This is a genomic window from Pseudomonas sp. LBUM1676, from assembly GCF_059695605.1.
In genome coordinates, this window is the sequence record NZ_CP166777.1 from 5,535,903 (window position 1) to 5,562,287 (window position 26,385).

Here is a 26,385-nt window from a genome sequence, read left to right on the forward strand (position 1 = left end):
AACGCAGGCCAGGATCAGGGCGTCACCCTGTCGAGGATTGACACCACCGGCTCCCTTTACGAATTTTGTTTTATTTGCACAGACTCGGGCTCAAGCGCAGCATATCCAACCCTGTATCGGCCCAACGCTCGGCTTCGGCGTGCAGTTGAAAACTGTCGGGCGCCAATAGCCACTGGTACAGGATGCCATCGATGTACGCATGCAGGCTGATGGCGGCGCGGTCTGTGTCGAGGTTTTCCGGCAACTGTCCCCGATTCACTGCATTACTCAAGGCCAGGGCGATCCGCACATTGCAATCGAGACTGGCCACCTGGCGCTGCTGGCGCAGGTCGCACATTTCATCGGTGAATTCGCACTTATGAAACAGAATCTCATTGAGCCGTCGGGTTTTCGGGTCCAGGGCAACTTGATGAAACAAATGAATCAGCAGCTTGCGCATGCAACCCAGCGGATCAAGTTCTTCTGCGCTTTCGCTGGCCTTGGCCATTTCATCCAGCGGCTCATGCAGGGTGTCGAGCATGGCCTGCACCACGGCCGCCTTGTTGCTGAAATGCCAATAGATGGCCCCGCGCGTGACGCCGGCCAGGGTCGCGATTTCCGCCAGTGTCGTGCGCGCCACGCCCCGCTCGAAAAAGGCTTTTTCGGCCGCCTCGAGTATCTGGCTACGGGTTTCTTGAGCTTCCTCTTTGGTACGACGGACCATGGCAGTACAACCTCAATCAGGATGCTTCAGCGATGTCTGAATATCAGCTGAATAAAAGTGGGGCGAGCGCTCTCAGGCGTCATCCCCGGCCTACAATTCGAACCCTTGAACAACTTTTGTAACGGTATGGGTACGCGGCGAAGCTATTTACAAACAACCATGAACGTAAGTATATTACTTAGCAAGCTACTTATCTACTCAGCGCACAATTTTTAACCTTCCACCTTTCTTGTGCGCGATTTGCGCGCCTGACCCGAGGATTTTCATGCAATTCAAGCCAGCTGTTACCGCTCTGGTCACCGCCGTCGCCTTGGCAACACTGCTTAGCGGATGTAAAAAGGAAGAGGCGGCGCCTGCCGCACCGCCCCCTCAGGTCGGCGTCGTAACCCTGCAACCCCAAGCTTTTACTCTTACGTCCGAGCTGCCGGGCCGCACCAGCGCGTTCCGCATCGCCGAAGTTCGACCTCAGGTCAACGGCATCATTCTCAAGCGTCTGTTCAAGGAAGGCGGCGACGTCAAGGCCGGCCAGCAGCTGTATCAGATCGATCCGGCCATTTATGAAGCCACCCTGAAAAGCGCCCAGGCCAACCTGCAACAGACCAAGTCGATCTCGGATCGCTACCAGCAGCTGGTCAAAGAACAGGCTGTCAGTCGCCAGGAATACGACACGGCCCTGGCCAACCGCCTGCAATCGGAAGCGACCATGCAAAGCGCCCAGATCAATGTGCGCTACACCAAGGTTTACGCGCCGATCTCGGGCCGTATCGGCCGTTCTTCGGTCACCGAAGGCGCGCTGGTGACCAACGGCCAGGCAGACGCCATGGCCGTTATTCAGCAACTCGACCCGATCTACGTCGACGTGACTCAGTCGTCGGTTGAACTGCTCGAATTGCGCCGCGAACTCGAAAGCGGTCGCCTGCAAAAGGCTGGCGACACCGCCGCGGCGGTCAAGCTGATGCTCGAGGATGGCAGCGAGTACCAACAACCGGGCAAGCTCGAGTTCTCCGAAGTCTCGGTCGACCAGACCACCGGTTCCGTGACCCTGCGTGCAGTGTTCCCCAACCCAAACCACACCCTGCTGCCCGGCATGTTCGTTCACGCCCGTCTGCAATCCGGCGTGAACAGCGCGGCGATCCTCGCGCCGCAACAAGGCGTGACCCGCGACCTCAAAGGCACCCCGACCGCACTGGTCGTCGGCCCGGACAACAAGGTCGAACTGCGTCAGCTCAAGGCCAGCCGCACGGTGGGCAGCCAATGGCTGATCGAGGATGGCTTGAAGGCTGGCGATCGCCTGATCACGGAAGGGCTGCAATACGTCAAGCCTGGAGTGGAAGTCAAAGCCACTGAAGCCACTAACGTCAGCGCCAAGAACCCGGCCCCCGCACAGGTAGCTGAAAAAGCTGCCAGCGGCAAAGGGGAGTAAACCATGTCCAGATTTTTTATCGACCGTCCTATTTTCGCCTGGGTCATTGCCCTGGTGATCATGCTGGTCGGGGCACTATCGATCCTCAAACTCCCGATCAACCAATACCCGAGCATTGCGCCTCCGGCCATTGCGATCCAGGTGACCTACCCGGGCGCGTCCGCACAAACCGTGCAGGACACCGTGGTGCAGGTGATCGAACAACAGCTCAACGGCATCGATAACCTGCGTTATGTCTCTTCGGAAAGTAACTCCGACGGCAGCATGACCATTACCGCGACCTTCGAGCAGGGCACCAACTCCGATACCGCGCAGGTTCAGGTCCAGAACAAACTGAACCTGGCCACCCCGCTGCTGCCGCAAGAAGTGCAACAGCAGGGCATCCGCGTGACCAAGGCAGTGAAAAACTTCCTGATGGTGATCGGCGTGGTGTCGCGTGACGGCAGCATGACCAAGGACGACCTGTCCAACTACATCGTGTCGAACATGCAGGATCCGATCTCGCGGACCGCCGGTGTCGGTGACTTCCAGGTCTTCGGTGCCCAGTACGCGATGCGGATCTGGCTCGACCCGGCCAAGCTGAACAACTACAACCTGACCCCGGTGGACGTGAAAACCGCCATCGCGGCGCAGAACGTCCAGGTGTCGTCCGGTCAACTCGGCGGTTTGCCGGCCGTGCAAGGCCAGCAACTGAACGCGACGATCATCGGCAAGACCCGTCTGCAGACGGCCGAGCAGTTCAAGGCGATCCTGCTCAAGGTCAACAAGGACGGTTCGCAAGTGCGCGTCGGCGACGTGGCAGATGTCGGTCTGGGTGGTGAAAACTATGCGATCAGCGCCCAGTTCAACGGCAGCCCGGCGTCCGGCCTGGCGGTGAAACTGGCCACCGGCGCCAACGCCCTCGACACGGCAAAAGCCCTGCGCAAGACCATCGACACCCTCAAGCCGTTCTTCCCGCAAGGGATGGAAGTGGTGTTCCCGTACGACACCACGCCGGTGGTGACCGAATCGATCAAGGGCGTGGTTGAAACCCTGGTCGAAGCGGTCGTGCTGGTGTTCCTGGTGATGTTCCTGTTCCTGCAAAACTTCCGCGCCACCGTCATCACCACGATGACGGTACCGGTGGTATTGCTGGGTACCTTCGGCATCCTCGCGGCATTCGGTTTCAGCATCAACACCCTGACCATGTTCGGCATGGTGCTGGCCATCGGCTTGCTGGTGGACGACGCCATCGTCGTGGTGGAAAACGTCGAACGGGTCATGAGTGAGGAAGGCCTGTCACCCAAGGAAGCCACCAAGAAATCCATGGGGCAGATCCAGGGCGCACTGGTCGGTATTGCCCTGGTGCTGTCGGCGGTACTGCTGCCGATGGCGTTCTTCAGCGGCTCCACCGGTGTGATCTACAAGCAGTTCTCGATCACCATCGTCTCGGCCATGGCCCTGTCGGTACTGGTCGCGCTGATCTTCACTCCGGCACTGTGCGCCACCATGCTCAAGCCGATTCCCAAGGGCGAGCACGGCACGCCCAAACGCGGCTTCTTCGGCTGGTTCAACCGCAGCTTCGACCGTGGTGTCAGAAGCTACGAGCGTGGCGTGGGCAACATGCTCTCGAACAAGGCTCCGTACCTGCTGGCATACATCATTATTGTGGTCGGCATGATCTGGCTGTTCACCCGCATTCCAACGGCGTTCCTGCCGGAAGAAGACCAGGGCGTACTGTTTGCCCAGGTGCAGACCCCGGCCGGCTCCAGTGCCCAGCGCACCCAGGTGGTGGTGGACGAGATGCGTGAGTTCCTGCTGCGACCGAGCGCGGACGGCGGTGAAGGCGATGCAGTGGCCTCGGTGTTTACCGTGACCGGCTTCAACTTCGCCGGTCGTGGCCAGAGTTCGGGTATGGCGTTCATCATGCTCAAACCCTGGGACGAGCGTAACGCTGACAACAGCGTGTTCAAACTCGCGGCCCGGGCGCAGCAGCACTTCTTCACCTTCCGTGACGCCATGGTGTTTGCATTCGCACCGCCGGCGGTTCTGGAGTTGGGTAACGCCACCGGTTTCGACGTGTTCCTGCAGGACCGCGCCGGTATCGGTCACGACAAGTTGATGGAAGCGCGCAACCAGTTCCTCGGCATGGCAGCGCAGAGCAAGATCCTCTCGCAAGTGCGTCCCAACGGCCTGAACGACGAACCGCAATATCAGCTGGAAATCGATGACGAGAAGGCCAGCGCCCTGGGCGTGACCCTCACCGACATCAACAACACCTTGTCGATTGCCCTGGGCAGTAGCTACGTGAACGACTTCATCGACCGCGGTCGGGTGAAGAAGGTTTACGTGCAAGGCGAGCCAGGTGCACGCATGAGTCCTGAAGACGTGAAGAAATGGTATGTGCGCAACAGCGCCGGCACCATGGTTCCGTTCTCGGCCTTCGCCAAGGGTGAATGGATCTACGGTGCACCGAAGCTGTCGCGTTACAACGGCGTGGAAGCGATGGAAATCCTCGGTGCCCCGGCGCCCGGCTATTCCACCGGTGAAGCCATGGCCGAAGTCGAGGCCCTGGCCAAGAAGTTGCCGGCCGGTGTCGGTATTTCCTGGACCGGCCTGTCGTACGAAGAACGTCTGTCGGGCTCGCAAGCGCCTGCGCTGTATGCGTTGTCGCTGCTGATGGTGTTCCTGTGCCTGGCGGCGTTGTACGAAAGCTGGTCGATCCCGATCGCGGTGATGCTGGTGGTGCCGCTGGGGATCATCGGCGCGCTGATGGCGACCAGCCTGCGCGGCCTGTCCAACGACGTGTACTTCCAGGTGGGGCTGTTGACGACCATTGGCCTGGCGGCGAAAAACGCCATCCTGATCGTCGAGTTCGCCAAGGAACTGCATGAACAAGGGCGTAGCCTGCGCGATGCGGCGATCGAAGCCTGCCGGATGCGTTTGCGACCGATCATCATGACCTCGCTCGCCTTCGTGCTCGGTGTGGTACCACTGGCCATCTCCACGGGCGCAGGTTCAGGTAGCCAACATGCGATCGGTACCGGGGTGATTGGCGGTATGCTCACGGCCACGATCCTGGCGATCTTCTGGGTCCCATTGTTTTTCGTCACTGTGTCGGCCATTGGGCAGCGCAAAACCGCTGACCAGGATGACGCTCTCGAACCTTCTAAAGAGGCTGGCTAATGAGCAAGTCGCTACTCTCCATCGCAATCGCGGCCCTGGTGCTGAGCGGTTGCTCACTGATACCTGATTATCAGCGGCCTGAAGCGCCGGTGGCAGGGCAGTACCCGCAGGGCCCGGCGTATTCGCCGGCCCAGGCGCCTGCCCAGGCCGCCGCCGAACAGGGCTGGAAGCAGTTTTTTCATGACCCTGCACTGCAGCAGCTGATCCAGGTCGCCCTGGAGAACAACCGTGACCTGCGGGTCGCGGCGCTGAACATCGATGCCTTCGCGGCGCAGTACCGCATCCAGCGTGCGGACCTGTTCCCGGCGGTGTCGGCCAATGGCACCGGCAGCCGGCAGCGGGTCCCGGCACGGGCTTCGCAGACGGGCGAAGCGGGCATCACCAGTTCCTACTCGGCCACGGTCGGCATCAGCGCCTATGAACTCGACCTGTTCGGTCGGGTTCGCAGCCTGAGCGAAGAAGCCCTGCAGCAGTACTTCGCCACTGAAGAAGGACGCCGCAGCACGCAGATCAGCCTGGTGGCCAGCGTGGCCAACGCTTACCTGACCTGGCAGGCTGACAAAGAGCTGCGCAAACTGACCCAGGACACCCTCGGTGCGTTCGAGGAGAGCTTGAAGCTCACCGCGCGCAGCAACGAAGTCGGTGTGGCATCGGCCCTGGACCTGGCCCAGTCGCGTACCTCGGTGGAAAACGCCCGGGCGCAACTGGCCCGGTACACCCGTCAGGTCGCCCAGGATGAAAACAGCCTGGTGTTGCTGCTAGGCACCGGTATCCCGGCCAACCTGCAAGCCGCCAAGCCGCTGTCCGACGATCTGTTGAGCGAAGTTCCGCCCGGCCTGCCGTCGGACTTGCTGCAACGTCGTCCGGACATCCTCCAGGCCGAGTACAACCTCAAGGCGGCCAACGCCAACATCGGCGCGGCACGGGCTGCGTTCTTCCCGAGCATCAGCCTGACGGCCAATGCCGGCTCCCTGAGCCCGGACCTGTCCGGCCTGTTCAAGGGCGGCTCGGGCACCTGGTTGTTCCAGCCGCAGATCAACCTGCCGATCTTCAACGCCGGTAGCCTGCGCGCCAGCCTGGATTACTCGAAAATCCAGAAAGACATCGGCGTGGCGAACTACGAGAAGTCCATTCAAACGGCCTTCCAGGAAGTCGCCGACGGCCTGGCTGCCCGCCAGACCTATACCGAGCAGCTGCAGGCCCAGCGTGACTTCGTCACCGCCAACCAGGACTACTACCGCCTGGCCGAGCGTCGTTACCGCATCGGCGTCGACAGCAACCTGACCTTCCTCGATGCCCAGCGTCAGCTGTTCAGTGCCCAACAGGCGCTGATCACCGACCGTTTGGCGCAGTTGACCAGTGCGGTGAATTTGTACAAGGCACTGGGGGGTGGCTGGAACGAGCAGACCGCGAAAGTCGAGCCGCAGAAAGAAGAAGCGCCGAAGCTGAAGTTGTTCTGATAGCGCGGTGAAAAAAACTGGAAGCCCACCTTTTTGGTGGGCTTTTTGTTGGCTGCGGGAAAAGTTGTGCTGGCCCTACTGGCCCCATCGCGAGCAAGCTCGCTCCCACAGGTTCAGCGGGGTTCACAACGCGTATGTGCAGCTCGGACCCAGTGGGAGCGAGCTTGCTCGCGATGGGGCCAGTGCAAGCAACACATAACATTCAGTCAATCTTACGTTCGATTATCGCCCAAAACCCGTTTTGTCTGATTGAACTAACTAGTACATTCCCCGCACCATTCGCCCCACAAAACCAATAACAACAGGTTCGACACCATGTCCCAGCGCCCTGCCCTCTCCGGCTGATCCCGCCCTGCTGTTCCCGATTTCGAATCTTTGGACTGCAACCCCAGGTTGCGGCATCGCCCCGTTTCATCTCCAAAAATCAGAGAGACCGAGCCCATGACGCCTTCCACCGCGCCGTATTTTTTCCCCAGCCTGATCGCCATCGCTCTGGCCAGCAGCACCCTGCCCGCCGCGGCACAGGAATCGGGTTTTGTCGAAGGGGCCAAGGTCAACCTGAACCTGCGCAACTTCTACATCAACCGCAACTTCACCAACCCGACCAGGGCTCAGGGCAAGGCCGAAGAATGGACGCAAAGCTTCATCCTCGACGCCAGGTCCGGGTTCACCCAGGGCACCCTCGGGTTCGGCATGGATGTACTGGGGCTGTATTCGGTGAAACTCGACGGCGGCAAAGGCACTGGCGGCACGCAATTGCTGCCGCTGGACAGCGACGGTCGCCCGGCGGACAACTTCGGTCGCACCAACGTGGCGTTCAAGGCCAGGCTGTCCCAGACCGAAGTGAAGGTCGGCGAATGGATGCCGGTGCTGCCGATCCTGCGCTCCGACGACGGCCGCTCCCTGCCGCAAACGTTCCGCGGCGGCCAGATCACTTCGAGGGAAATCGACGGCCTGACCCTCTACGGCGGCCAGTTCCGCGCCAACAGCCCGCGGGACGACAGCAGCATGGGCGACATGTCGATGACTGGCCAAGTCGCCTTCACTTCAGACCGTTTCAACTTCCAGGGCGGCGAATACCTGTTTAACGACAAACGCACCCAGATCGGCCTGTGGAACGCCGAACTCAAGGACATTTACAGCCAGCAATACGTCAATCTGGTCCACAGCCAGCCGATTGGCGACTGGACCCTGGGCGCCAACCTCGGTTTCTTCTACGGCAAGGATGACGGCAGCGCCCGGGCCGGTGAGCTGGATAACAAGACCTGGTCAGGCATGTTCTCCGCCAAATACGGCGGCCACACCTTCTACGTCGGCCTGCAAAAGCTCACCGGCGACAATGCCTGGATGCGGGTCAACGGCACCAGCGGCGGCACCCTGGCCAACGACAGCTATAACGCCAGCTATGACAACGTCAGGGAGAAGTCCTGGCAGCTGCGCCACGACTACAACTTCGTCGCACTCGGAGTGCCGGGCCTGACCCTGATGAACCGTTATATCAGCGGCGACAACGTGCACACCGGCACCCTCACCGACGGTAAGGAATGGGGTCGCGAAAGTGAGCTGGGCTACACCGTACAGAGCGGAGCGCTCAAGGACCTGAACCTCAAATGGCGTAACTCGACCATCCGCCGCGACTTCAGCAATAACGAGTTCGATGAGAACCGGGTGATCGTCAGCTATCCGATCAGCTTGTTGTAAACACACGAACTTGTGGGAGCGGGCTTGCTCGCGATGGCGATTTATCATTCAGCAGAGATGTTGGCTGTCAGACCGTCTTCGCGAGCAAGCCCGCTCCCACTTTCGACCGCATTCTTTCTGGAAGGACTCGGTTAAATGTGGGAGCGAGCCTGCTCGCGAAGGGGCCAGCTCAGGCACCGCAAATCACCAGGATCACTCCCGCGACTCGACCCCCAACTCGTCCCACACCGACTCCGCCAGGTGGATTGTGGCGTTCGCCGCCGGGATGCCGCAGTAGATCGCGCTCTGCATGATCACTTCCTTGATCTCGCCGCGGGTCACGCCGTTGTTGGCGGCGGCGCGCAGGTGCAGTTTGAGTTCACCCTCGCGGTTCATGCCGATCAGCATGGCGATGGTGATCAGACTGCGAGTGTGGCGCGGCAGGCCCGGGCGGGTCCAGATGTCGCCCCAGGCGTGGCGGGTGATCATCTCCTGAAACTCCGAGTTGAACTCGGTCAGGGCATTTAGGCTGCGGTCGACATGGGCGTCACCGAGTACCGCGCGACGGACGTTCAAGCCGTCGTCGTAACGTTGTTTCTCGTCCACGACAATCCCCTTAACGAGCTGACAAAAATGCCAGTACCCGTTCGCTGAACGCAGCGCCGGCCTGGACGTTGGACAGGTGCGCGGCGTAGAACTCGGCGTACTCGGCGCCCTGCACGTGCTCCTGGATGAAGTGCCCACCGGCTGGCGGCGTAACCGCATCTTCGGTGCCAGCAATGACCAGCAACGGTACCTTGATCGAGGACAGCTGTTCACGGAAGTCGGCATCGCGAACGGCGGCGCAATTGGCGGCATAGCCTTCAGGCGAGGTGGCCGCAAGCATATCGGTGATCTTCTTCGCCGCTGCGGGATTGGCTTCGGTAAAATCCGCGGTGAACCAGCGCGCAATCGAGGCATCGCGCAGCGCGACCATCGCTGCAGCGCCGTCACGCAGCACGGTTTCAATGCGCGGGTTCCATACCGACGGGTCGCCGATTTTCGCCGCGGTATTGCACACCACCAGTTTGTGCAGACGCTGGCCGGCGTTGATCCCCAGCCATTGGCCGATCAAGCCGCCCATGGACAGGCCGCAGAAATGCGCGCGCTCGATGTGCAAGGCGTCCAACAGTGCCAGGACGTCCTGGCCCAGTTGCTCGATGCTGTAGGGCCCCGGCGTGACCAGCGACTTGCCGTGGCCACGGGTGTCGAAACGCAACACCCGGAACTGTTCGGTGAACGCCGCAATCTGCGCGTCCCACATGTGCAGGTCGGTGCCCAACGAGTTGGACAGCACCAGCACTGGCGCATCGGCCGGCCCATCGAGTTGGTAGTTCAGTTCGCCCTCGGCGAGTTGTACGAAAGCCACAGCAATCTCCTTCAGGCAGTCAACGCAGAATGTTCAGCCACTGCTCGTTCGACCCAAGTATGGGCCTGACCGAGGTAATGGGCGGGGTCCAGCAGATGATCGAGTTCAGTGGCAGACAGCTCGGCGGTCACTTGCGGCTCGTCGCCGAGTACCGCGCGCAGATGCCGTCGTTGCGCCACGGCGCGCTTGCAGCATTGTTCGAGCAGATGATGGGCGGTGTCGCGGCCGACCCGTTGCGCAAGGACAATGCTCACCGCTTCAGCCAGCACCAGGCCCTGGGTCAGATCGAGGTTGCGGGCCATGCGATCGGCATCCACTTCCAGTCCGCCGGCAACCAGCAACGCTTGCTGCAACGCACCGGATACCAGGCAGCAAATCTCCGGCAGGGTTTCCCATTCGGCATGCCACAGGCCCAGGCTGCGCTCGTGTTCCTGAGGCATGGTGCTGAACAGCGTCGACAGCAGGCCCGGCACCCGGGTCGCGGCACCGATCAGCACCGCTGCGCCCACCGGGTTGCGTTTGTGCGGCATGGTCGAGGAACCACCCTTGCCCGGCGCCGAAGGCTCGAAGACTTCGGCGGCTTCGGTCTGCATCAACAGGCTGATGTCGCGGCCCAACTTGCCGAGGCTGCCGGCGATCAAGCCCAGCACCGAACCGAACTCCACCAGGCGATCGCGCTGGGTGTGCCAGGGTTGTTCGGGCAAGGTCAGTTGCAGTTCTTCGGCCAGCGCTTGAGCAATCGGCAGCGCCTGTTCGCCCAGGGCGGCAAGCGTGCCGGAGGCCCCACCGAATTGCAGCACCAGCAGTCGCGGTTTGAGTTCTTGCAGGCGCTGGCGGCTACGGGTCACGGCGCCCAGCCAACCGGCGATCTTCATGCCGAGGGTGACCGGCGTCGCATGTTGCAACCAGGTGCGCCCGGCCAGCGGCGTGGCGATGTAGCGCGAGGCCTGGGCCGCGAGGATGTTTCCCAGTTGCGCCAGGTCGCTTTCAATCAATGCCAGCGCTCGGCGCAGCTGCAGCACCAGGCCGCTGTCCATCACGTCCTGGCTGGTGGCGCCCAAATGCACATAGCGCTCGGCCTCGGCATGCTTTATCGCGATCTGCTTGCCCAGCGCCTTGACCAGCGGAATCGCAGAGTTACCCGCCGTGGCAATTGCCTCACCGAGGGCGACGAAGTCGTATTGCTCGGCCCGACAAGCCGCTTCGATGGGTGCGACGGCAGACGGCGGAATCAACCCGACCCGCGCCTCGGCCCGGGCCAGTGCCGCTTCGAAATCGAGCATGGCCTGAACCCGGCCCTGATCGCAGAACACGTCACGCATATCGCGGGCAGTGAAATAGGCATCGAACAATTGATTGCCCGGTCGCTGGTTCATAAACAGTCCCTGGAGGCGTGGGCCGGTCAGGCCCACGGGAAAAATGATCAAATATCGGTGTGCAAATATTTCGCCTGCTTCGGAAGACGCAGGCTGAACAGGAACGCCACCGCCATCATCACCGTCACGTACCAGTAGAAGGAGTTTTCCAAGCCCACGGCTTTGAGACTCAAGGCCACATACTCCGCCGAACCACCAAAGATTGCATTCGCCACCGCATACGCCAGGCCGACACCCAATGCGCGCACCTCCGGCGGGAACATTTCGGCTTTCACCAGGCCACTGATGGAGGTGTAGAAGCTGACGATCGCCAGCGCCAGGGTAATCAGCACAAAGGCCAGGAACGGACTGGTGTTACTTTTCAGGCTCAGCAAGATCGGCACGGTGCACAAGGTACCGAGGGCGCCGAACCAGAGCATCGACTTGCGGCGACCGATCTTGTCCGCGAGCATGCCGAAAAACGGCTGCATGCACATATACAGGAACAGCGCGCCGGTCATGATGTAGCTGGCCGTCTTGGCGTGCATGCCGGCGGTGTTGACCAGGTACTTCTGCATATACGTGGTGAAGGTGTAGAAAATCAGCGAGCCACCGGCGGTGTAACCCAACACGGTAATGAACGCGGCTTTGTGGTCGCGGAACAGCGCCCGGATGCTGCCGGCGTCCTTGTTGTCGCGCATTTCCTTGCTGGTGGTTTCCTTGAGCGAACGACGCAGGAACAGAGAAACCAATGCCGCCGCCGCACCGACCACGAACGGGATCCGCCAGCCGTAGGCGCGCAGATCGTCTTCGGTGAGAAACTGTTGCAGGACCACCACCAGCGACACGGCCAGCAACTGCCCGCCGATCAGCGTTACGTACTGGAACGAGGCGAAGAAACCGCGCTGGCCCCTGAGGGCGACTTCGCTCATGTAGGTCGCCGTGGTGCCGTACTCACCGCCTACCGACAAGCCCTGCAGCAAGCGGGCGAACAGCAGCATGATCGGCGCCCAGACGCCGATGTCCTTATAGGTCGGCAGGCAAGCGATGAGCAACGAACCGAAGCACATCATCAGAATCGAGATCAACATCGAATTCTTGCGCCCGTGTTTGTCCGCGACCCGGCCGAAGATCCAGCCACCGATAGGCCGCATCAAGAACCCGGCGGCGAATACGCCGGCCGTGTTGACCAGCTGCACCGTGGGGTTGTCGGACGGAAAGAACGCTGGCGCGAAATAGATTGCACAAAAGGCGTAGACGTAGAAGTCGAACCATTCGACGAGGTTGCCCGACGAGGCGCCGACAATCGCAAAGATCCGTTTGCTGCGCTCTTCACGGGTGTAGTGCGCTGGAATAGCGGTGGGGGTAGTCATGGATATTCACTCTTTGGGGACCGTGAGAGTCTAGACACAATTTGCAACAGTCCCGTTCCACAGAAGCACTGGCAACATACATCCCCTGTGGGAGCGAGCTTGCTCCCACATGGATTGATGGTGTTCTCTCAATAGTCGAAAAACACCGTCTCGGCATCGGTGCCCTGCAGGATGACATTCCATTGGTACACACCGGACGCATCCTTTTTCGCCAGCAAGGTAGCGCGGCGCTCGGCAGGTACACATTCGAGCAGCGAATCAGCCACATTGGCCGGCTCGCCCTCAAAGTAGATCCGCGTCAGCAAGTGCTTGACCAACCCGCGGGCAAACACCAGCACCACCAGGTGCGGGGCCTGGGTCGTACCTTTGAGGCCTTGCACCGTACCCGGCTTGATGGTGGTGAAGCGGAAACGCCCTTGCGCATCCACCGGCACCCGGCCGAAGCCTTCGAAGTTCGGGTCCAGGGGTTTGTCCTGATCGTCTTCGGGATGGTCGTACTTGCCAGCGGCGTTGGCCTGCCAGACTTCCAGCATCGCGTCGTTGACGACATCGCCGTTGCCATCGATGACCTGCCCGGTGATCGCCACGCGCTCGCCGAGGGTTTGTTCGACGGTCAGGTCTTCGCGGTTCAGCCAGGTCAGACCAATGTGGTAGTACGGCCCGACGGTGTGGGACGTAGTCGCGTTCAGCGTCATCTTATTTCTCCATCGGCGTGGCTTCGCGGCCGCGCAGGACGATGTCCCAGCGATAACCGAGGGCGTAGGAAGGAATGGTTTTTTCCAGGTCGAAACTGGCGATCAGGCGCTCTTTGGCGGTGGTATCCGGCACGCAGTTGTAGATCGGGTCATATGCCAGCAACGGGTCACCGGGGAAATACATCTGGGTGACCAGGCGCGTCAGAATGCTCGGCCCGAACAGTGAGAAATGGATATGCGCCGGGCGCCACGCATTGTGATGGTTACCCCACGGATAGGCACCGGGCTTGATGGTCTGGAACTGGTACCAGCCATCGGCATCGGTCACGGTACGGCCGGTACCGGTGAAGTTCGGGTCCAGCGGCGCATCGTGCAGGTCGCGATCATGGTTGTAGCGACCGGCGGCGTTGGCCTGCCAGATCTCCACCAGAATCCCGGGCACTGGCAAACCGTCCTCGTCCAGAACGCGGCCGTGGATGATGATGCGCTCGCCCTGCGGTTCGCCCTGATGTTGAGCGGTCAGGTCGTTGTCCTTTTCGCTGATGCGCTCGGCGCCGATGGTCGGACCGGTAATTTCCGACAGCGAATGAGGCAAAAACACCAGCGGCTTGGACGGCGAGCGACGGTTGGTGGATTGGTAAGCCGGGTGCAGGTATTCCGGCTGAGTGCCCGCCTGCGGGCGACGGTAACCAGGCTTGTCAGTCATGGAGCATTCCCTCAGATCTTATTGTTGCAGGTGACGTGTCAGACGCGTTCGATTGCCAACGCCAGACCCTGGCCAACGCCGACGCACATGGTCGCCAGACCTTTCTTGCCACCGGTCTTTTCCAGCTGATGCAGCGCAGTCAGCACCAGGCGCGCACCGCTCATGCCCAACGGATGGCCCAAGGCAATGGCGCCGCCGTTCGGGTTGACCTGGGCCGCGTCGTCCGCCAGTCCCAGTTCACGCAACACGGCCAGGCCCTGGCTGGCGAAGGCTTCGTTGAGTTCGATCACGTCGAACTCGCTGACGGCCAGGCCCAGGCGTTCGGTCAGTTTGCGCACCGCGGGCACCGGGCCGATGCCCATGACCCGAGGCGCGACACCGGCGCTGGACATGCCCAATACTTTGGCACGCGCCGTCAGGCCGTGTTTCTTCACTGCGTCGCCGGAGGCCAGGATCAGCGCGGCCGCACCGTCGTTCACACCCGAGGCATTGCCCGCCGTAACGGTTTTGTCTGGACCGTTGACCGGTTTGAGCCTGGCCAGGGTTTCCAGGGTGGTGTCGGCGCGAGGATGCTCATCCTGGCTGACGACACTTTCGCCTTTCTTGTGGGCAATGCGTACTTCAACGATTTCTTCGGCGAAAAATCCTGCGGCCTGCGCGGCGGCGGTACGTTGCTGGCTGCGCAGGGCGAAAGCGTCCTGATCCTCGCGGGAGATTTCGTAATCGTCGGCGACGTTGTCGGCGGTCTGCGGCATTGCATCCACGCCGTACTGGGCCTTCATCAACGGGTTGATAAAGCGCCAGCCGATGGTGGTGTCTTCAAGTTTCATGTTGCGCGAGAACGCGGCATCGGCCTTGCCCATCACGAACGGCGCGCGGGACATCGACTCGACGCCACCGGCAATCGCCAGCTCCATTTCGCCGCTGGCAATGGCCCGGAACGCGGTGCCGATGGCATCCATACCCGAGGCGCAGAGGCGATTGAGGGTCACGCCGGGAATGGTTTCCGGCAGGCCCGCCAGCAGCAACGCCATGCGCGCCACGTTACGGTTGTCTTCGCCGGCCTGGTTGGCGCAACCGAGGAACACCTCGTCCACCGCATTCCAGTCCACCGACGGGTTGCGCTCGATCAGCGCCTTGATCGGCACGGCGGCCAGGTCGTCGGCGCGAACGGCCGACAGGCCACCGCCGAATCGGCCGATAGGGGTGCGAATCGCGTCGCAGATATAAACGTCACGCATCATGCTTCTCCGGGTGCTTGGCCGTGGGCCGCGGCAGTGCGGGCTTCCAGATCGCGCAGTGCCTTGAGCTCGACTTCGGTCGGCTCGGCAGTGTTTTCAACGTGTTCGGCAAAACGAATCGCCCAACCCGTGGCAGCGGTCACTTGCTCGCGGGTGACGCCCGGGTGCAGTGCAGTGACCACGAACTCGTGGGTATCCGCTTCCGGCTCCATGATGCACAGGTCAGTAATGATGCCGACCGGACCTGCGCCTGGCAGACCGAGACGCTTGCGGGAATCACCGCCCTCGCCATGCCCGACCGAGGTAATGAAGTCGAGCTTGTCGACAAAGGAACGCGCCGACTGCTTGAGGATGATCAGCACGCTTTTAGCGGAACCGGCGATCTCTGGCGCGCCACCGGCACCCGGCAGGCGGACTTTCGGCGCGTGGTAATCACCAACTACGGTGGTATTGATGTTGCCGAAGCGGTCGACTTGCGCGGCGCCGAGGAAGCCGACGTCAATGCGCCCGCCCTGCAGCCAATAGCGAAAGATCTCACCGGTTGGGACCACGGTGTCGGCGGTTTCCGCCAACTCACCATCACCGATCGACAACGGCAGTACGCTCGGCTTGGCACCGATCGGGCCCGATTCGTAGATCAGCACGACATCTGGCGACGAGGTCAGACGTGCCAGGTTGGCCGCTTTCGACGGCAGGCCGATGCCCACGAAGCACACCGAACCGTTCTTCAGGCGGCGGGCGGCGGCGACGGTCATCATTTCATTGGTGGTGTAAGTCATTACTTCGCCTCCGAAGCAGCGGCCAGCTTGGCCTGGAACTCGCTGAAGTCAGCGCAGCCATGGATGTACTCGTTGATCCAAGCGGTGAACGTCTCACGGTCGCGGGCAATCGGATCCCAGGCCTGGTAGAAACGGTTATCGCGCTCGTTGTAGCCGTGGGCGTAGGACGGGTGCGCGCCGCCGGGGACGTGGCAGACCGCGCTCAGGGCCCAGGTCGGCAGGACACAAGAGTTCATGGGTGCATTGAGGTCGTCGACGATTTCTTCGACCGTGACGATGCAACGCTTGGCGGCCAGCGCGGCTTCTTTCTGCACCCCGAGAATGCCCCAGAGCAGCACGTTGCCTTTGCGGTCGGCTTTCTGCGCATGAATCACGGTGATGTCCGGTCGCACCGACGGCACGGCCGCCAGCACTTCGCCGGTGAACGGGCAAGTGACGGTCTTGATCAGCGGGTTGACCTTCGGCAAGTCGGAGCCGGCGTAGGCGCGCAGCACAGCGAAAGGCAGGCCCGAAGCGCCAGCGACGTAGGCATTGGCCAGGTCGGCGTGGCTGTGTTCTTCGATTTCCAGCGCGTGCGGCCACTGTTTCTCGACGGCGTCGCGCAGACGGTGCAGTGAACCGACGCCCGGGTTACCGCCCCAGGAGAAGATCAGCTTGCGAGCACAACCGGCACCGATCAACTGGTCGTAGATCAAGTCCGGGGTCATGCGCACCAGGGTCAGGTCTTTTTTGCCCTGGCGAATGATTTCATGACCCGCCGCGGTAGGGATCAAGTGAGTGAAGCCTTCGAGCGCGACAGTGTCTCCGTCGTTGACGAATTGCTTCACCGCGTCGTGCAGGGAAAGGATTTCAGCCATGGGGCAGGCTCCCGTGTTGTTATGAACCGACAGTGGTAGAAAAAGGCGCGATGCGCAGCGCCGGAATGACTGAAAGAGTAAGCCCCTGAAAAATCCCAAACAATCCGATAATCGACTGAGTGTTCGTTTATCGAACACATTGTTGTCTGCCTATCGACCTCAAAAGCTTCGCGAGCAGGCTCGCTCCCACAGGGAAACACAATCAACTGTGGGAGCGAGCCTGCTCGCGAAGAGGCCATCAAAACCACTTGAGATTCCGGATCAGACTGTCAGGTCGCATCCGCGTGACTGACCATGCCCTTGATCACCACCGCCGTCGTCGCCACTGCCGCCGGAATCACCAGCGCCGTCAACACCTGCTCGAAGTTCCAGCCCAGGCCCAGCAACGTTGCGCCCATCCACGCACCGAGAATGGCGCCGAAGCGGCCAATCCCGAGCATCCACGACACACCGGTCGCCCGACCCTGGGTCGGATAAAACCGTGCCGCCAGGGATGGCATCGCCGATTGCGCGCCGTTCACGCACATCCCGGCCACCAGCACCAGGGTCGCCAGTAACGTGATGTTGCCCAGGCTCTGCCCCACCGCGTAGGCAAACACCCCGGCCAGCAGGTAGAAAATGCCGATGACCTTGTGCGGATTAAACCGGTCCATGGCCCAGCCCACGCCCACCGCGCTCAGGACGCCACCGAACTGGAACAGCGCCCCGATGAAGGCCGCCTGCTCCATGCTGGCGCCGCTGTCGCGCATCAACGTCGGTAGCCAGCTGGTCAGCAGGTAAACGATCACCAGGCCCATGAAATAGGTGAGCCACAGCAACAAGGTGCCGGCGCTATAGGTGCCGGAAAAGACCACCGCGAACACGTTGCGGGCCTTGACGATTTTTTGTTCCGGCACGCTGAAGCTGGAGGCCCGGGCGACGACCGTCGGGTCGATGGGCGCCAGGGTCTTGCGCACTTTGTCCGTGCCGCGATTGCGCACGACCAGATAACGCGCCGATTCCGGCAGCCAGAACAGCAGGACCACAGCCAGGATCAGCGGCAGAATCCCACCGATCAGCAGCAGGCTGTGCCAGCCGAATGCCGGAATCAGTTTGGCCGAAATAAAGCCGCCACCGGCCATGCCGAGGTTGAAGCCACAGAACATGCTGGTCACCAGCAGGGATTTGTTGCGCTCAGGCGTGTATTCCGACAGCAGCGTCGTGGCGTTAGGCATTCCGGCGCCCAGCCCCAGACCCGTGAGGAAGCGCAGTACCAGTAATTGATCGACGTTGGTGCTGTAGGCCGATGCCAGGCTGAAGGCGCCGAACAACAGCACCGCGCCGACCAGGACGACTTTTCGTCCGAAGCGGTCAGCCAATGGGCCGGAACCCAGTGCCCCGAAGACCATGCCGATCAATGCGGCACTCATCACCGGGCCGAGGCTGGCGCGGTCGATACCCCAATCCTGGGACAGGGCTGGCGCAATGAACCCCATCGCCGCGGTGTCGAGGCCATCGAGGAAGACAATCAGGAAACACAGGATCACCACTCGCCACTGATAGCGCGAAATGGGTTGAGCATTGATGAAGGACTGCACATCGAGGCAGTTCCCTACAGCGGACTGAGGCTGGTTCATTATTCTTTTATTCCACGCAAGAACGCAGTCGGACAGGAGTCAGCCTAGGGCTGACGCTGTCGCGACATTAGTGATCCTGGTGAAAGAGCGTCAATTCGCTAAATGCGACTCTGTGCGATTATCGAACAGCTTAGGCGAAGAGCTGCGCACTCAGGTCTCGACTGGCGCTCAGCAAACCCGGCAGAAAACGTTGCTCCAGCTCATTGCGGCTGACCCGGCCGGCGTGAGTACTGACATTCAATGCCGCCACGACTTGCCCGGACGCGTCGTACACAGGAACGGCGATCGAGCGCAGGCCTTGCTCGAGTTCCTGGTCGACAATGCACCACCCTTGCCGCCGCACTTGCTGCAGACATTCGAGCAATGCCTCGGGGGTGTGCAAGGTACGACTGGTCTTGGCTTGCAGCTCCGCGTGATCGAGGTATTCACCCAGCGAAGTATCATCCAGCGCGGCGAGCAGAATCCGCCCCATCGAAGTGCAATAGGCCGGCAGGCGTCCACCCACCGACAAATCGACTGAAATCAGACGCTGGGTGGTGGCGGAGCGGGCGATATACAAGATGTCGTCACCCTCCAGGGTGGCCATGTTGCAAGCCTCGTGAAGTTGCTCGCTCATCCGGTCCAGGTACGGCTGGGCAGAGACCGCCAGCGGAGTCGAGGACACGTATGCATGGCCCAGGGTCAGTACTTTGGGCAGCAGCGAATAGGTGCGGCCGTCAGTAGTGGCATAGCCGAGCTTGATCAGCGTGTGCAGGCAACGTCGCACCGCAGCGCGGGGAATCTCCGTGCGGTGGCTGATCTGGGCGATGGTCAGGTGCCGTTTGCGCTCCTGGAACGCTTGCACCACTGCCAGGCCACGGGCCAGGGAAGTCATGAAATCCGGGTCGCCGGTCATGGCCTGAATCCGCTTGGCCGGCGACGCAACAATCGGCGGCGCCACTGAAGCGAAGGAATTGCGCATCTGGTCGTTCATATCAGGTCCTTTTCCCATACGGATCACCAACTATTACAAGCGGCTCCCGGCGTCCTGCACAAGCCGTAGCGCCCTGCAGTGGGCGATTATCGAACACTCAGCCGATTATCGCAATCGATGGGATCAAGCACCCGGTGAGGTCATTACCCTTCCCTCTTAAGTCACGACTGTCGGGCGCACATCAATGGCCAATATAGATGTCTTTATGTGATCGACTTAATGGCGTCAGAAAGACACCGCTGTTAACCTGACATCCAGGGCATCCTAGTTGGCCTTGAACTTGCGAATAACAAAACAATCACACATGGAGAACCACTTTTAACTCCCGGGAGATAGTGTTCTTCGAATCGACCGCTATAATACAGTTCAGTGGTGACCGGTTTTTACTTGCCGAATTCGCCACCCGGTAGCGCGATGTCCCATCACCGCTACCCGCAGCAAGCGCCAGACGCTCATTTACATGCAACGGCTACGCGCTTGCTGAAACAGGAATCTGATGCTACGTCAGCTGTTTGTTTCTGGTGCCGTGGCCGCCTGCAACATGGAAGTATTGATCGCAATGCCCAAAAAGAACGATGCCTTCGCGGCTTTGTCTTTCGGCGAGCGTGGTCAATGGTTTGATGCAGCGCGTTTCACCAGAATTAACCCTCATCTCAATCAGGTAGCACTGTGACGAAAGACGAACTGCGCGCGGAACTTGAGCGCCAGGAACAACGCTACAAGGAAGTTTACGGCGGGGCAGTTACCACCTACGCCGCTCAGCCCGAACCGGAACGCAAGCCTTGGCGCAAACGCGCCACCGTTCAGGATCAGGCATTCACTCAAGAATTGCAGAAGATGGAAAAGGAACTCAAAGCCGAAGAGCCGTGACCGCTTCGGCCTGAATCTTTTCATGGGCCTGTGTCTGCACCCGTTACAAGCGGCGTGTATCGATGTTGCCTTTTCGCGCCCGTTAACCGCGGGCAGCGGCCGCCTCAGCCACCGGATGAGGTAAATGGCTTATGTCTGGCCCTCTTTTCAGATATTTCACACAAGTGTTGAAGCTTCTCGTTCCAACGAGAGAAACCCTTGTGCCTGTGGGCTTTCCAAAGGAATTCAATGACTTGTAAACCCCGGTAAAACACGGGGGCCCAAGGTATTTTTACAAATTAATTCGTTGAAGAATGTTACCGATGAGCAGCAAGTGCATCGATTTCCGGTCTTTTCTGGCATAATCGCGCCCCCTTACGACCGGGTCAGAAAACCTTCATGATCGATTTATTCAGCGGACTGGATGCTTGGGTGCTTGTGAGCCTCTTGCTCGCCCTGGCCTTTGTCCTCGCCTTCGAGTTCATCAACGGCTTTCATGACACCGCTAACGCGGTGGCCACTGTCATCTACACCAAAGCCATGCCGCCTCATCTGGCGGTGTTCTTTTCCGGTGTGTTCAACTTTCTCGGCGTGCTGCTGGGCGGGGTTGGCGTGGCCTATGCCATCGTCCACCTGTTGCCGGTAGAGCTGTTGATCAATGTGAACACCGGTCACGGGCTGGCCATGGTGTTCTCGTTGCTTGCCGCCGCCATTACCTGGAACCTGGGTACCTGGTATTTCGGCATCCCGGCTTCCAGTTCCCACACGCTGATCGGTTCGATCCTCGGTGTCGGCCTGGCCAACGCCCTGATCAACGACATTCCATTGGCCGATGGCGTCAATTGGCAGAAAGCGATCGATATCGGCGCCTCCCTGGTGTTCTCGCCGATGGCCGGTTTCCTGGTCGCAGCCCTGATCCTGATCGGCCTTAAATGGTGGCGTCCGCTGTCGAAGATGCACAAGACGCCGGAACAGCGCCGCAAGATCGACGACAAGAAACACCCGCCGTTCTGGAACCGCCTGGTACTGGTGATTTCGGCGATGGCCGTGAGCTTTGTGCACGGCTCCAACGATGGCCAGAAAGGTATCGGCCTGATCATGCTGGTGCTGATCGGTATCGTGCCGGCGCAGTTCGTGCTCGACCTGGGCAGCACGACGTACCAGATCGAGCGGACTCGCGACGCGACCTTGCACCTGAGCCAGTTCTACAAGCGCAATGTCGATACGCTGGGTGAATACCTGGCCCTGGGCAAAAGCGTGGAAGGCGATCTGCCGGAGAAATTCCGTTGCAACCCGCAACAGACCGAGCCGACCATCACCGCCTTGCTTGGCACCCTCAAGGGTGTAGCCGACTATCACTCGCTGCCGTCGGAAAGCCGTATCGAAGTGCGTCGCTACCTGCTGTGCCTGGATGACACGGCGAAGAAAGTCGGCAAGCTGCCTGGCTTGGCGGCCCGTGAAAAGGCTGACCTGGACAAGCTGCGCAAAGACCTGACCACCACCACCGAATACGCCCCGTTCTGGGTGATTCTGGCGGTCGCCCTGGCCCTCGGCCTGGGTACCATGGTCGGCTGGAAACGCGTGGTACTGACCATCGGCGAGAAGATCGGCAAGCAGGGCATGACTTATTCCCAAGGCATGTCGGCACAGATCACTACCGCTAGCCTGATCGGCATGGCCAACATCTTCAGCCTGCCGGTGTCCACCACCCACGTCCTGTCCTCGGGCGTGGCCGGCACCATGGTCGCCAACAAAAGCGGCCTGCAAGGCGGCACCGTCAGAACCATCCTGCTGGCCTGGGTCCTGACCCTGCCGGCCACCGTGGCGCTGTCCGCTGGCCTGTTCTGGCTGGCATCGAAAGCGCTCGGCAGCTGATTCACAGCTGAAGAAAAAAAGGCGCGTTCCGTGAGGTTCGCGCCTTTTTTATTGCACCTGTCCCGTCCTGAATAAGGTTTACACCTGTTTCAGGACTAGACAACCCTACTTCCAAACCCCACCAATCCACTGTGGTAGTACATCTTCAAAAATCGGGCAAAAAAAAAGGCGACCGAAGTCGCCCAAAATGCCTTGCGTGCTCATTGCTTCCAGAAAGACCTACGATTTGCGCTTATGCGAATCCTTCCAGATAAAAAATCCAAACCCTGCGAAAAACAGAACCATGAGGCCGACTGTCAGCACTCCGGCGATCACCACATTGTCGAGGAACATGCTGGCTCTCCTGCTGTTGCCCTGTTGCGATGGAGCCAAGGTAACCAATCGGGCAGAAGAGAAAATTGACCGGGATCAATGTCGCCCGAGACTGGGCGTAAAGGAGGGAGAAAATTGACCTGCATCAACGGATGCAGGGGGGGCATCAACGCTTTTTCGGTTTGTTTTTCGGCTTTTTCTTCGCTTTACCCAACGGCATGGCCTGCTCAAACGCCTGACGCACTTCGTTCAGGCGTTTTTCGTTGAGGTCATGAACCCGCTTTGCGCGTTCCGTGTTGAGGTCGATCAGCTTGTCGTCTTGGCTCATGGCATTCAGTGCATCGCTTGGCAGGTTTGACTTAATAATGCGGTCTGACGGCAACCCTGAACAGCCATCGACTCAAATCTTGATATCAACCCACAATCCCTGACGCGGCTCGTCCTCAATCAGCGGCACGACCGGCACGGTATTGTCGGCGTTGAGCTCAGTCCCGGGAATCGCCAGGTGAACTTCAGCGCCTTCATCCGCTTCACGACGACGCTTTTCCCGCTCCTGCTTGCGACGCTGCTCCTCGCGCAACTGAAACGCCGCTTCTTCCGGATCGCGCTGCTGCAGGTCGATGGTGCTTTCGCTGGAGCTTTCCTGCACCGGCACCACAGGCGGGATATCCGGACGCGGGCGGACCGGGTCGAGCTGTGAGGTGATCGGAACCGCACTCAAGGGGAGCATCGGTGGCAGCATAAGATGAGTCTCCTGTCTGCAGGCTGTCGGCTGCGCAGATGGCGACTTGAGCCATCGGTCGCAAACTGTGACCCGGTTGGCACCAATAGGTGCCCCGGCCTGCCCCCTTCGCATGGGTAGTCTAAGGTAATAGCGTCAGTTTTATGAGAGTCCTTTGGCCCTGAAGCCCTCATTCCGTTAAGATAGCCGGCTTTTTCAAGGTGGGAGTCAGGCAGCATGGCGCAGCAGTATCAACCGGGGCAACGCTGGATCAGTGACAGCGAAGCCGAGCTGGGTTTGGGCACCGTTCTGGCACAGGACGGGCGCTTGTTGACCGTGCTCTATCCGGCCACTGGCGACACTCGCCAGTACGCGCTACGGAATGCGCCCCTCACTCGTGTGCGGTTTTCGCCGGGCGACTCGATCACTCACTTCGAAGGCTGGAAACTGACCGTACAGGAAGTCGATGACGTCGACGGCCTGCTGGTCTACCACGGCCTCAACGCGCAGAACGAAGTGGTGACCCTGCCGGAAACCCAGCTGTCGAACTTCATCCAGTTCCGCCTGGCCAGCGACCGTCTGTTCGCAGGCCAGATCGATCCGCTGGCGTGGTTCTCCCTGCGTTATCACACCCTGGAACACACCAGCCGCCAATTGCAGTCCGCGCTGTGGGGCCTGGGCGGCGTGCGCGCGCAACCAATCGCGCACCAGCTGCACATCGCCCGTGAAGTCGCCGACCGCATTGCGCCGCGGGTATTGCTGGCGGACGAAGTGGGTCTGGGCAAAACCATCGAAGCCGGCCTGGTGATCCATCGCCAACTGCTCTCGGGTCGCGCCAACCGCGTGCTGATCCTGGTGCCGGAAAACCTGCAGCACCAGTGGCTGGTGGAGATGCGCCGGCGCTTCAACCTGCAAGTGGCGCTGTTCGACGAAGAACGCTTTATCGAAAGCGATGCCTCCAACCCGTTCGAAGACACCCAGCTCGCGCTGGTTGCACTGGAGTGGCTGGTGGACGACGAGAAGGCCCAGGACGCGCTGTTCGCCGCCGGCTGGGACCTGATGGTGGTCGACGAAGCTCACCACCTGGTGTGGCACGAAGACAAGGCCAGCCCCGAGTACACCCTGGTCGAGCAGCTGGCGGAAACGATCCCTGGCGTATTACTGCTGACCGCAACCCCGGAACAACTGGGCCAGGACAGCCACTTCGCCCGTCTGCGCCTGCTCGACCCGAATCGTTTCCATGACCTGCACGCCTTTCGTGCCGAGAGCGAAAACTATCGCCCGGTGGCCGAGGCCGTTCAGGAGCTGCTGGACAAGGGGCGCCTGTCGCCCGAAGCGCACAAGACTATTCATGGCTTCCTAGGCAACGAAGGCGAAGCGCTGCTGACCGCGGTCAACGATGGCGACACCGAAGCCAGCGCCCGTCTGGTCCGCGAACTGCTGGACCGTCACGGCACCGGCCGCGTGCTGTTTCGTAACACCCGTGCCGCGGTGCAGGGCTTCCCGGAGCGCAAACTGCACCCGTACCCGCTGCCGTGCCCGGACGAATACCTCGAACTGCCGCTGGGTGATCACGCCGAGCTGTACCCGGAAGTCAGCTTCCAGGCCCAGCCGGACGCCAACGAAGAAGAACGCTGGTGGAAATTCGACCCGCGCGTCGAATGGCTGATCGACACCCTGAAGATGCTCAAGCGCACCAAAGTGCTGGTGATCTGCGCCCACGCCGAAACCGCCATGGACCTGGAAGACGCCCTGCGCGTGCGTTCCGGCATCCCCGCAACGGTGTTCCACGAGGGCATGAACATCCTCGAGCGTGACCGCGCCGCCGCCTACTTCGCCGACGAGGAATTTGGCGCGCAAGTGCTGATCTGTTCGGAAATCGGCAGTGAAGGTCGCAACTTCCAGTTCTCCCATCACCTGGTGCTGTTCGATCTGCCATCGCACCCGGACTTGCTGGAACAGCGTATCGGACGTCTGGACCGGATCGGCCAGAAGCACATCATCGAACTGCACGTGCCGTACCTGGAAACCAGCCCGCAAGAGCGGCTGTTCCAGTGGTATCACGAAGCGCTGAACGCCTTCCTGAATACCTGCCCGACCGGTAACGCCTTGCAGCACCGGTTCGGCCCGCGCCTGCTGCCGCTGCTGGAAAATGCCGACGACGGCGAGTGGCAAGCACTGATCGACGAAGCCCGCGCCGAGCGCGAGCGGCTGGAAGCCGAGTTGCACACCGGCCGTGACCGCTTGCTGGAGCTCAACTCCGGCGGAGCCGGTGAAGGTGATGCGCTGGTCGAGGACATCCTCGAGCAAGACGATCAGTTCACCCTGCCGATCTACATGGAAACCCTGTTCGACGCCTTCGGTATCGACAGCGAAGACCACTCGGAAAACGCCCTGATCCTCAAGCCGAGCGAAAAAATGCTCGACGCCAGCTTCCCTCTGGGCGACGACGAAGGCGTGACCATCACCTACGACCGCAACCAGGCGCTGTCTCGCGAAGACATGCAGTTCATCACCTGGGAACACCCGATGGTTCAGGGCGGCATGGATCTGGTGCTGTCCGGTTCCATGGGCAACACCGCCGTGGCGCTGATCAAGAACAAGGCGCTGAAACCTGGCACCGTGTTGCTGGAACTGCTCTACGTCAGCGAAGTGGTTGCCCCACGCTCGCTACAACTGGGCCGTTACCTGCCGCCGGCCGCTCTTCGCTGCCTGCTTGATCCCAATGGCAACGACCTGTCGGCCCGGGTCTCGTTCGAAACCCTGAACGACCAACTGGAAAGCGTGCCCCGCGCCAGCGCCAACAAGTTCATCCAGGCCCAGCGCGATCAGCTGACACCACGGATCAACGCCGGCGAAGAGAAGATCTTCCCGCGTCACGCCGAGCGCGTGGCCGAAGCCCAGCGTCGCCTGGCAGCCGACACCGACGAAGAACTGGCACGCCTGACCGCGTTGCAAGCGGTCAACCCGACCGTGCGCGACAGCGAACTGATTGCCCTGCGCAAACAGCGCGAACAAGGCTTGGCCATGCTCGACAAGGCGGCGTTGCGACTGGAAGCGATCCGGGTGTTGGTCGCGGGTTAAGTCCCCCTGCTCCACCGGTGAAAAAGAAGGCCCGCAGTGATGCGGGCCTTTTTTTGTCTGCTTGATTATTGTGCTGTTGCCGATGGCCTCTTCGCGAGCAGGCTCGCTCC

General features: G+C 60.8%; 23 protein-coding genes. 8 read left to right on the forward strand and 15 right to left on the reverse strand.

Annotation, left to right across the window (positions count from 1 at the left end):
- Positions 1-70: 70 nt before the first annotated feature.
- Positions 71-703: an efflux system transcriptional repressor EmhR gene (gene emhR / locus ACA041_RS25580; RefSeq protein WP_497438378.1), complete on the reverse strand. Its 633-nt coding sequence runs from the start codon at positions 701-703 to the stop codon at positions 71-73.
- Positions 704-968: 265 nt separating this feature from the next.
- On the opposite strand from emhR, the gene ACA041_RS25585 reads away from it, so the two are divergent.
- The 4 genes from ACA041_RS25585 (at position 969) to ACA041_RS25600 (ending at position 8,452) form a co-directional block, all read left to right on the forward strand.
- Positions 969-2,126 carry an efflux RND transporter periplasmic adaptor subunit gene (locus ACA041_RS25585; RefSeq protein ID WP_497438379.1) on the forward strand — a complete coding sequence of 386 codons (1,158 nt, stop codon included), beginning with the start codon at positions 969-971 and terminating at the stop codon, positions 2,124-2,126.
- Between the two features lie 3 nt (positions 2,127-2,129).
- A complete protein-coding gene (gene emhB / locus ACA041_RS25590) occupies positions 2,130-5,291 on the forward strand; it encodes an efflux RND transporter permease subunit EmhB (protein WP_497438380.1) in 3,162 nt (1,053 codons plus the stop codon).
- On the forward strand, positions 5,291-6,751 hold the full coding sequence (emhC, locus tag ACA041_RS25595; protein ID WP_497438381.1) for an efflux RND transporter outer membrane subunit EmhC: 1,461 nt from the start codon (positions 5,291-5,293) through the stop codon (positions 6,749-6,751). The genes emhB and emhC overlap by 1 nt, the downstream gene beginning before the upstream one ends.
- A gap of 441 nt (positions 6,752-7,192) precedes the next feature.
- Entirely contained in the window at positions 7,193-8,452 is a 1,260-nt protein-coding gene (locus tag ACA041_RS25600; protein WP_497438382.1) for an OprD family porin, read from the forward strand.
- Positions 8,453-8,644: 192 nt separating this feature from the next.
- Here ACA041_RS25600 and pcaC read toward each other — a convergent pair whose 3' ends face one another.
- The 11 genes from pcaC to pcaR form a co-directional block, all read right to left on the reverse strand.
- Positions 8,645-9,037: a 4-carboxymuconolactone decarboxylase gene (gene pcaC, locus ACA041_RS25605; RefSeq protein ID WP_497438383.1), complete on the reverse strand. Its 393-nt coding sequence runs from the start codon at positions 9,035-9,037 to the stop codon at positions 8,645-8,647.
- Between the two features lie 10 nt (positions 9,038-9,047).
- Positions 9,048-9,839, reverse strand: a complete 792-nt coding sequence (gene pcaD, locus ACA041_RS25610; protein WP_497438384.1) for a 3-oxoadipate enol-lactonase — start codon at positions 9,837-9,839, stop codon at positions 9,048-9,050.
- A gap of 11 nt (positions 9,840-9,850) precedes the next feature.
- Positions 9,851-11,215: a 3-carboxy-cis,cis-muconate cycloisomerase gene (locus ACA041_RS25615; protein ID WP_497438385.1), complete on the reverse strand. Its 1,365-nt coding sequence runs from the start codon at positions 11,213-11,215 to the stop codon at positions 9,851-9,853.
- A gap of 47 nt (positions 11,216-11,262) precedes the next feature.
- Entirely contained in the window at positions 11,263-12,567 is a 1,305-nt protein-coding gene (locus ACA041_RS25620) for an MFS family transporter (RefSeq protein WP_497438386.1), read from the reverse strand.
- Between the two features lie 128 nt (positions 12,568-12,695).
- Positions 12,696-13,262, reverse strand: coding sequence for a protocatechuate 3,4-dioxygenase subunit alpha (gene pcaG, locus ACA041_RS25625; RefSeq protein WP_497438387.1), 567 nt, complete (start codon positions 13,260-13,262; stop codon positions 12,696-12,698).
- Between the two features lies 1 nt (position 13,263).
- A complete protein-coding gene (gene pcaH / locus ACA041_RS25630) occupies positions 13,264-13,968 on the reverse strand; it encodes a protocatechuate 3,4-dioxygenase subunit beta (RefSeq protein WP_497438388.1) in 705 nt (234 codons plus the stop codon).
- A 38-nt stretch (positions 13,969-14,006) separates the two neighbouring features.
- Positions 14,007-15,212, reverse strand: a complete 1,206-nt coding sequence (gene pcaF, locus ACA041_RS25635; RefSeq protein WP_497438389.1) for a 3-oxoadipyl-CoA thiolase — start codon at positions 15,210-15,212, stop codon at positions 14,007-14,009.
- A complete protein-coding gene (locus tag ACA041_RS25640) occupies positions 15,209-15,988 on the reverse strand; it encodes a CoA-transferase subunit beta (protein ID WP_497438390.1) in 780 nt (259 codons plus the stop codon). The genes pcaF and ACA041_RS25640 overlap by 4 nt, the downstream gene beginning before the upstream one ends.
- Positions 15,988-16,845, reverse strand: coding sequence for a CoA transferase subunit A (locus tag ACA041_RS25645; RefSeq protein WP_007947285.1), 858 nt, complete (start codon positions 16,843-16,845; stop codon positions 15,988-15,990). The genes ACA041_RS25640 and ACA041_RS25645 overlap by 1 nt, the downstream gene beginning before the upstream one ends.
- A gap of 269 nt (positions 16,846-17,114) precedes the next feature.
- Positions 17,115-18,461 carry a 4-hydroxybenzoate transporter PcaK gene (gene pcaK, locus ACA041_RS25650; RefSeq protein WP_497438391.1) on the reverse strand — a complete coding sequence of 449 codons (1,347 nt, stop codon included), beginning with the start codon at positions 18,459-18,461 and terminating at the stop codon, positions 17,115-17,117.
- Between the two features lie 130 nt (positions 18,462-18,591).
- Positions 18,592-19,434 carry a pca regulon transcriptional regulator PcaR gene (pcaR, locus tag ACA041_RS25655; RefSeq protein WP_497438392.1) on the reverse strand — a complete coding sequence of 281 codons (843 nt, stop codon included), beginning with the start codon at positions 19,432-19,434 and terminating at the stop codon, positions 18,592-18,594.
- Between the two features lie 496 nt (positions 19,435-19,930).
- Here pcaR and ACA041_RS25660 point away from each other — a divergent pair, with 496 nt between their 5' ends.
- From ACA041_RS25660 to ACA041_RS25670, 3 genes are all read left to right on the forward strand, one after another.
- Complete coding sequence (locus tag ACA041_RS25660; RefSeq protein WP_497438393.1) at positions 19,931-20,107, forward strand: hypothetical protein; 177 nt, start codon at positions 19,931-19,933, stop codon at positions 20,105-20,107.
- The gene (locus tag ACA041_RS25665) at positions 20,104-20,304 is read left to right on the forward strand and encodes a hypothetical protein (protein WP_064676198.1); all 201 of its coding nucleotides are present in this window, start codon (positions 20,104-20,106) and stop codon (positions 20,302-20,304) included. Before ACA041_RS25660 ends, ACA041_RS25665 begins: the two co-directional genes overlap by 4 nt.
- Positions 20,305-20,682: 378 nt before the next feature.
- Positions 20,683-22,158, forward strand: coding sequence for an inorganic phosphate transporter (locus tag ACA041_RS25670; RefSeq protein WP_497438394.1), 1,476 nt, complete (start codon positions 20,683-20,685; stop codon positions 22,156-22,158).
- 219 nt (positions 22,159-22,377) lie between these two features.
- Here ACA041_RS25670 and ccoM read toward each other — a convergent pair whose 3' ends face one another.
- The 3 genes from ccoM to ACA041_RS25685 form a co-directional block, all read right to left on the reverse strand.
- Positions 22,378-22,491, reverse strand: coding sequence for a cytochrome c oxidase subunit CcoM (gene ccoM, locus ACA041_RS25675; protein WP_497438395.1), 114 nt, complete (start codon positions 22,489-22,491; stop codon positions 22,378-22,380).
- A gap of 145 nt (positions 22,492-22,636) precedes the next feature.
- Complete coding sequence (locus ACA041_RS25680; RefSeq protein ID WP_007906621.1) at positions 22,637-22,798, reverse strand: hypothetical protein; 162 nt, start codon at positions 22,796-22,798, stop codon at positions 22,637-22,639.
- 72 nt (positions 22,799-22,870) lie between these two features.
- Positions 22,871-23,212 (reverse strand): aspartate-semialdehyde dehydrogenase, encoded by a 342-nt coding sequence (locus tag ACA041_RS25685; RefSeq protein ID WP_497438396.1) that lies wholly within the window; start codon positions 23,210-23,212, stop codon positions 22,871-22,873.
- A 216-nt stretch (positions 23,213-23,428) separates the two neighbouring features.
- Between ACA041_RS25685 and rapA the strand changes: the two genes are divergently transcribed.
- Entirely contained in the window at positions 23,429-26,275 is a 2,847-nt protein-coding gene (gene rapA, locus ACA041_RS25690; RefSeq protein ID WP_497438397.1) for an RNA polymerase-associated protein RapA, read from the forward strand.
- The last annotated feature ends 110 nt before the right edge of the window (positions 26,276-26,385 follow it).

What these genes read in the sequence shown, in the direction of transcription:
- emhR (WP_497438378.1), bottom strand. Translation starts at nt 703, where the DNA reads ATGGTCCGTCGTACCAAAGAGGAAGCTCAAGAAACCCGTAGCCAGATA.
- ACA041_RS25585 (WP_497438379.1), top strand. Translation starts at nt 969, where the DNA reads ATGCAATTCAAGCCAGCTGTTACCGCTCTGGTCACCGCCGTCGCCTTG.
- emhB (WP_497438380.1), top strand. Translation starts at nt 2,130, where the DNA reads ATGTCCAGATTTTTTATCGACCGTCCTATTTTCGCCTGGGTCATTGCC.
- emhC (WP_497438381.1), top strand. Translation starts at nt 5,291, where the DNA reads ATGAGCAAGTCGCTACTCTCCATCGCAATCGCGGCCCTGGTGCTGAGC.
- ACA041_RS25600 (WP_497438382.1), top strand. Translation starts at nt 7,193, where the DNA reads ATGACGCCTTCCACCGCGCCGTATTTTTTCCCCAGCCTGATCGCCATC.
- ACA041_RS25615 (WP_497438385.1), bottom strand. Translation starts at nt 11,215, where the DNA reads ATGAACCAGCGACCGGGCAATCAATTGTTCGATGCCTATTTCACTGCC.
- ACA041_RS25620 (WP_497438386.1), bottom strand. Translation starts at nt 12,567, where the DNA reads ATGACTACCCCCACCGCTATTCCAGCGCACTACACCCGTGAAGAGCGC.
- pcaG (WP_497438387.1), bottom strand. Translation starts at nt 13,262, where the DNA reads ATGACGCTGAACGCGACTACGTCCCACACCGTCGGGCCGTACTACCAC.
- pcaH (WP_497438388.1), bottom strand. Translation starts at nt 13,968, where the DNA reads ATGACTGACAAGCCTGGTTACCGTCGCCCGCAGGCGGGCACTCAGCCG.
- pcaF (WP_497438389.1), bottom strand. Translation starts at nt 15,212, where the DNA reads ATGATGCGTGACGTTTATATCTGCGACGCGATTCGCACCCCTATCGGC.
- ACA041_RS25640 (WP_497438390.1), bottom strand. Translation starts at nt 15,988, where the DNA reads ATGACTTACACCACCAATGAAATGATGACCGTCGCCGCCGCCCGCCGC.
- ACA041_RS25645 (WP_007947285.1), bottom strand. Translation starts at nt 16,845, where the DNA reads ATGGCTGAAATCCTTTCCCTGCACGACGCGGTGAAGCAATTCGTCAAC.
- pcaK (WP_497438391.1), bottom strand. Translation starts at nt 18,461, where the DNA reads ATGAACCAGCCTCAGTCCGCTGTAGGGAACTGCCTCGATGTGCAGTCC.
- pcaR (WP_497438392.1), bottom strand. Translation starts at nt 19,434, where the DNA reads ATGAACGACCAGATGCGCAATTCCTTCGCTTCAGTGGCGCCGCCGATT.
- ACA041_RS25660 (WP_497438393.1), top strand. Translation starts at nt 19,931, where the DNA reads ATGCTACGTCAGCTGTTTGTTTCTGGTGCCGTGGCCGCCTGCAACATG.
- ACA041_RS25670 (WP_497438394.1), top strand. Translation starts at nt 20,683, where the DNA reads ATGATCGATTTATTCAGCGGACTGGATGCTTGGGTGCTTGTGAGCCTC.
- ccoM (WP_497438395.1), bottom strand. Translation starts at nt 22,491, where the DNA reads ATGTTCCTCGACAATGTGGTGATCGCCGGAGTGCTGACAGTCGGCCTC.
- ACA041_RS25680 (WP_007906621.1), bottom strand. Translation starts at nt 22,798, where the DNA reads ATGAGCCAAGACGACAAGCTGATCGACCTCAACACGGAACGCGCAAAG.
- ACA041_RS25685 (WP_497438396.1), bottom strand. Translation starts at nt 23,212, where the DNA reads ATGCTGCCACCGATGCTCCCCTTGAGTGCGGTTCCGATCACCTCACAG.
- rapA (WP_497438397.1), top strand. Translation starts at nt 23,429, where the DNA reads ATGGCGCAGCAGTATCAACCGGGGCAACGCTGGATCAGTGACAGCGAA.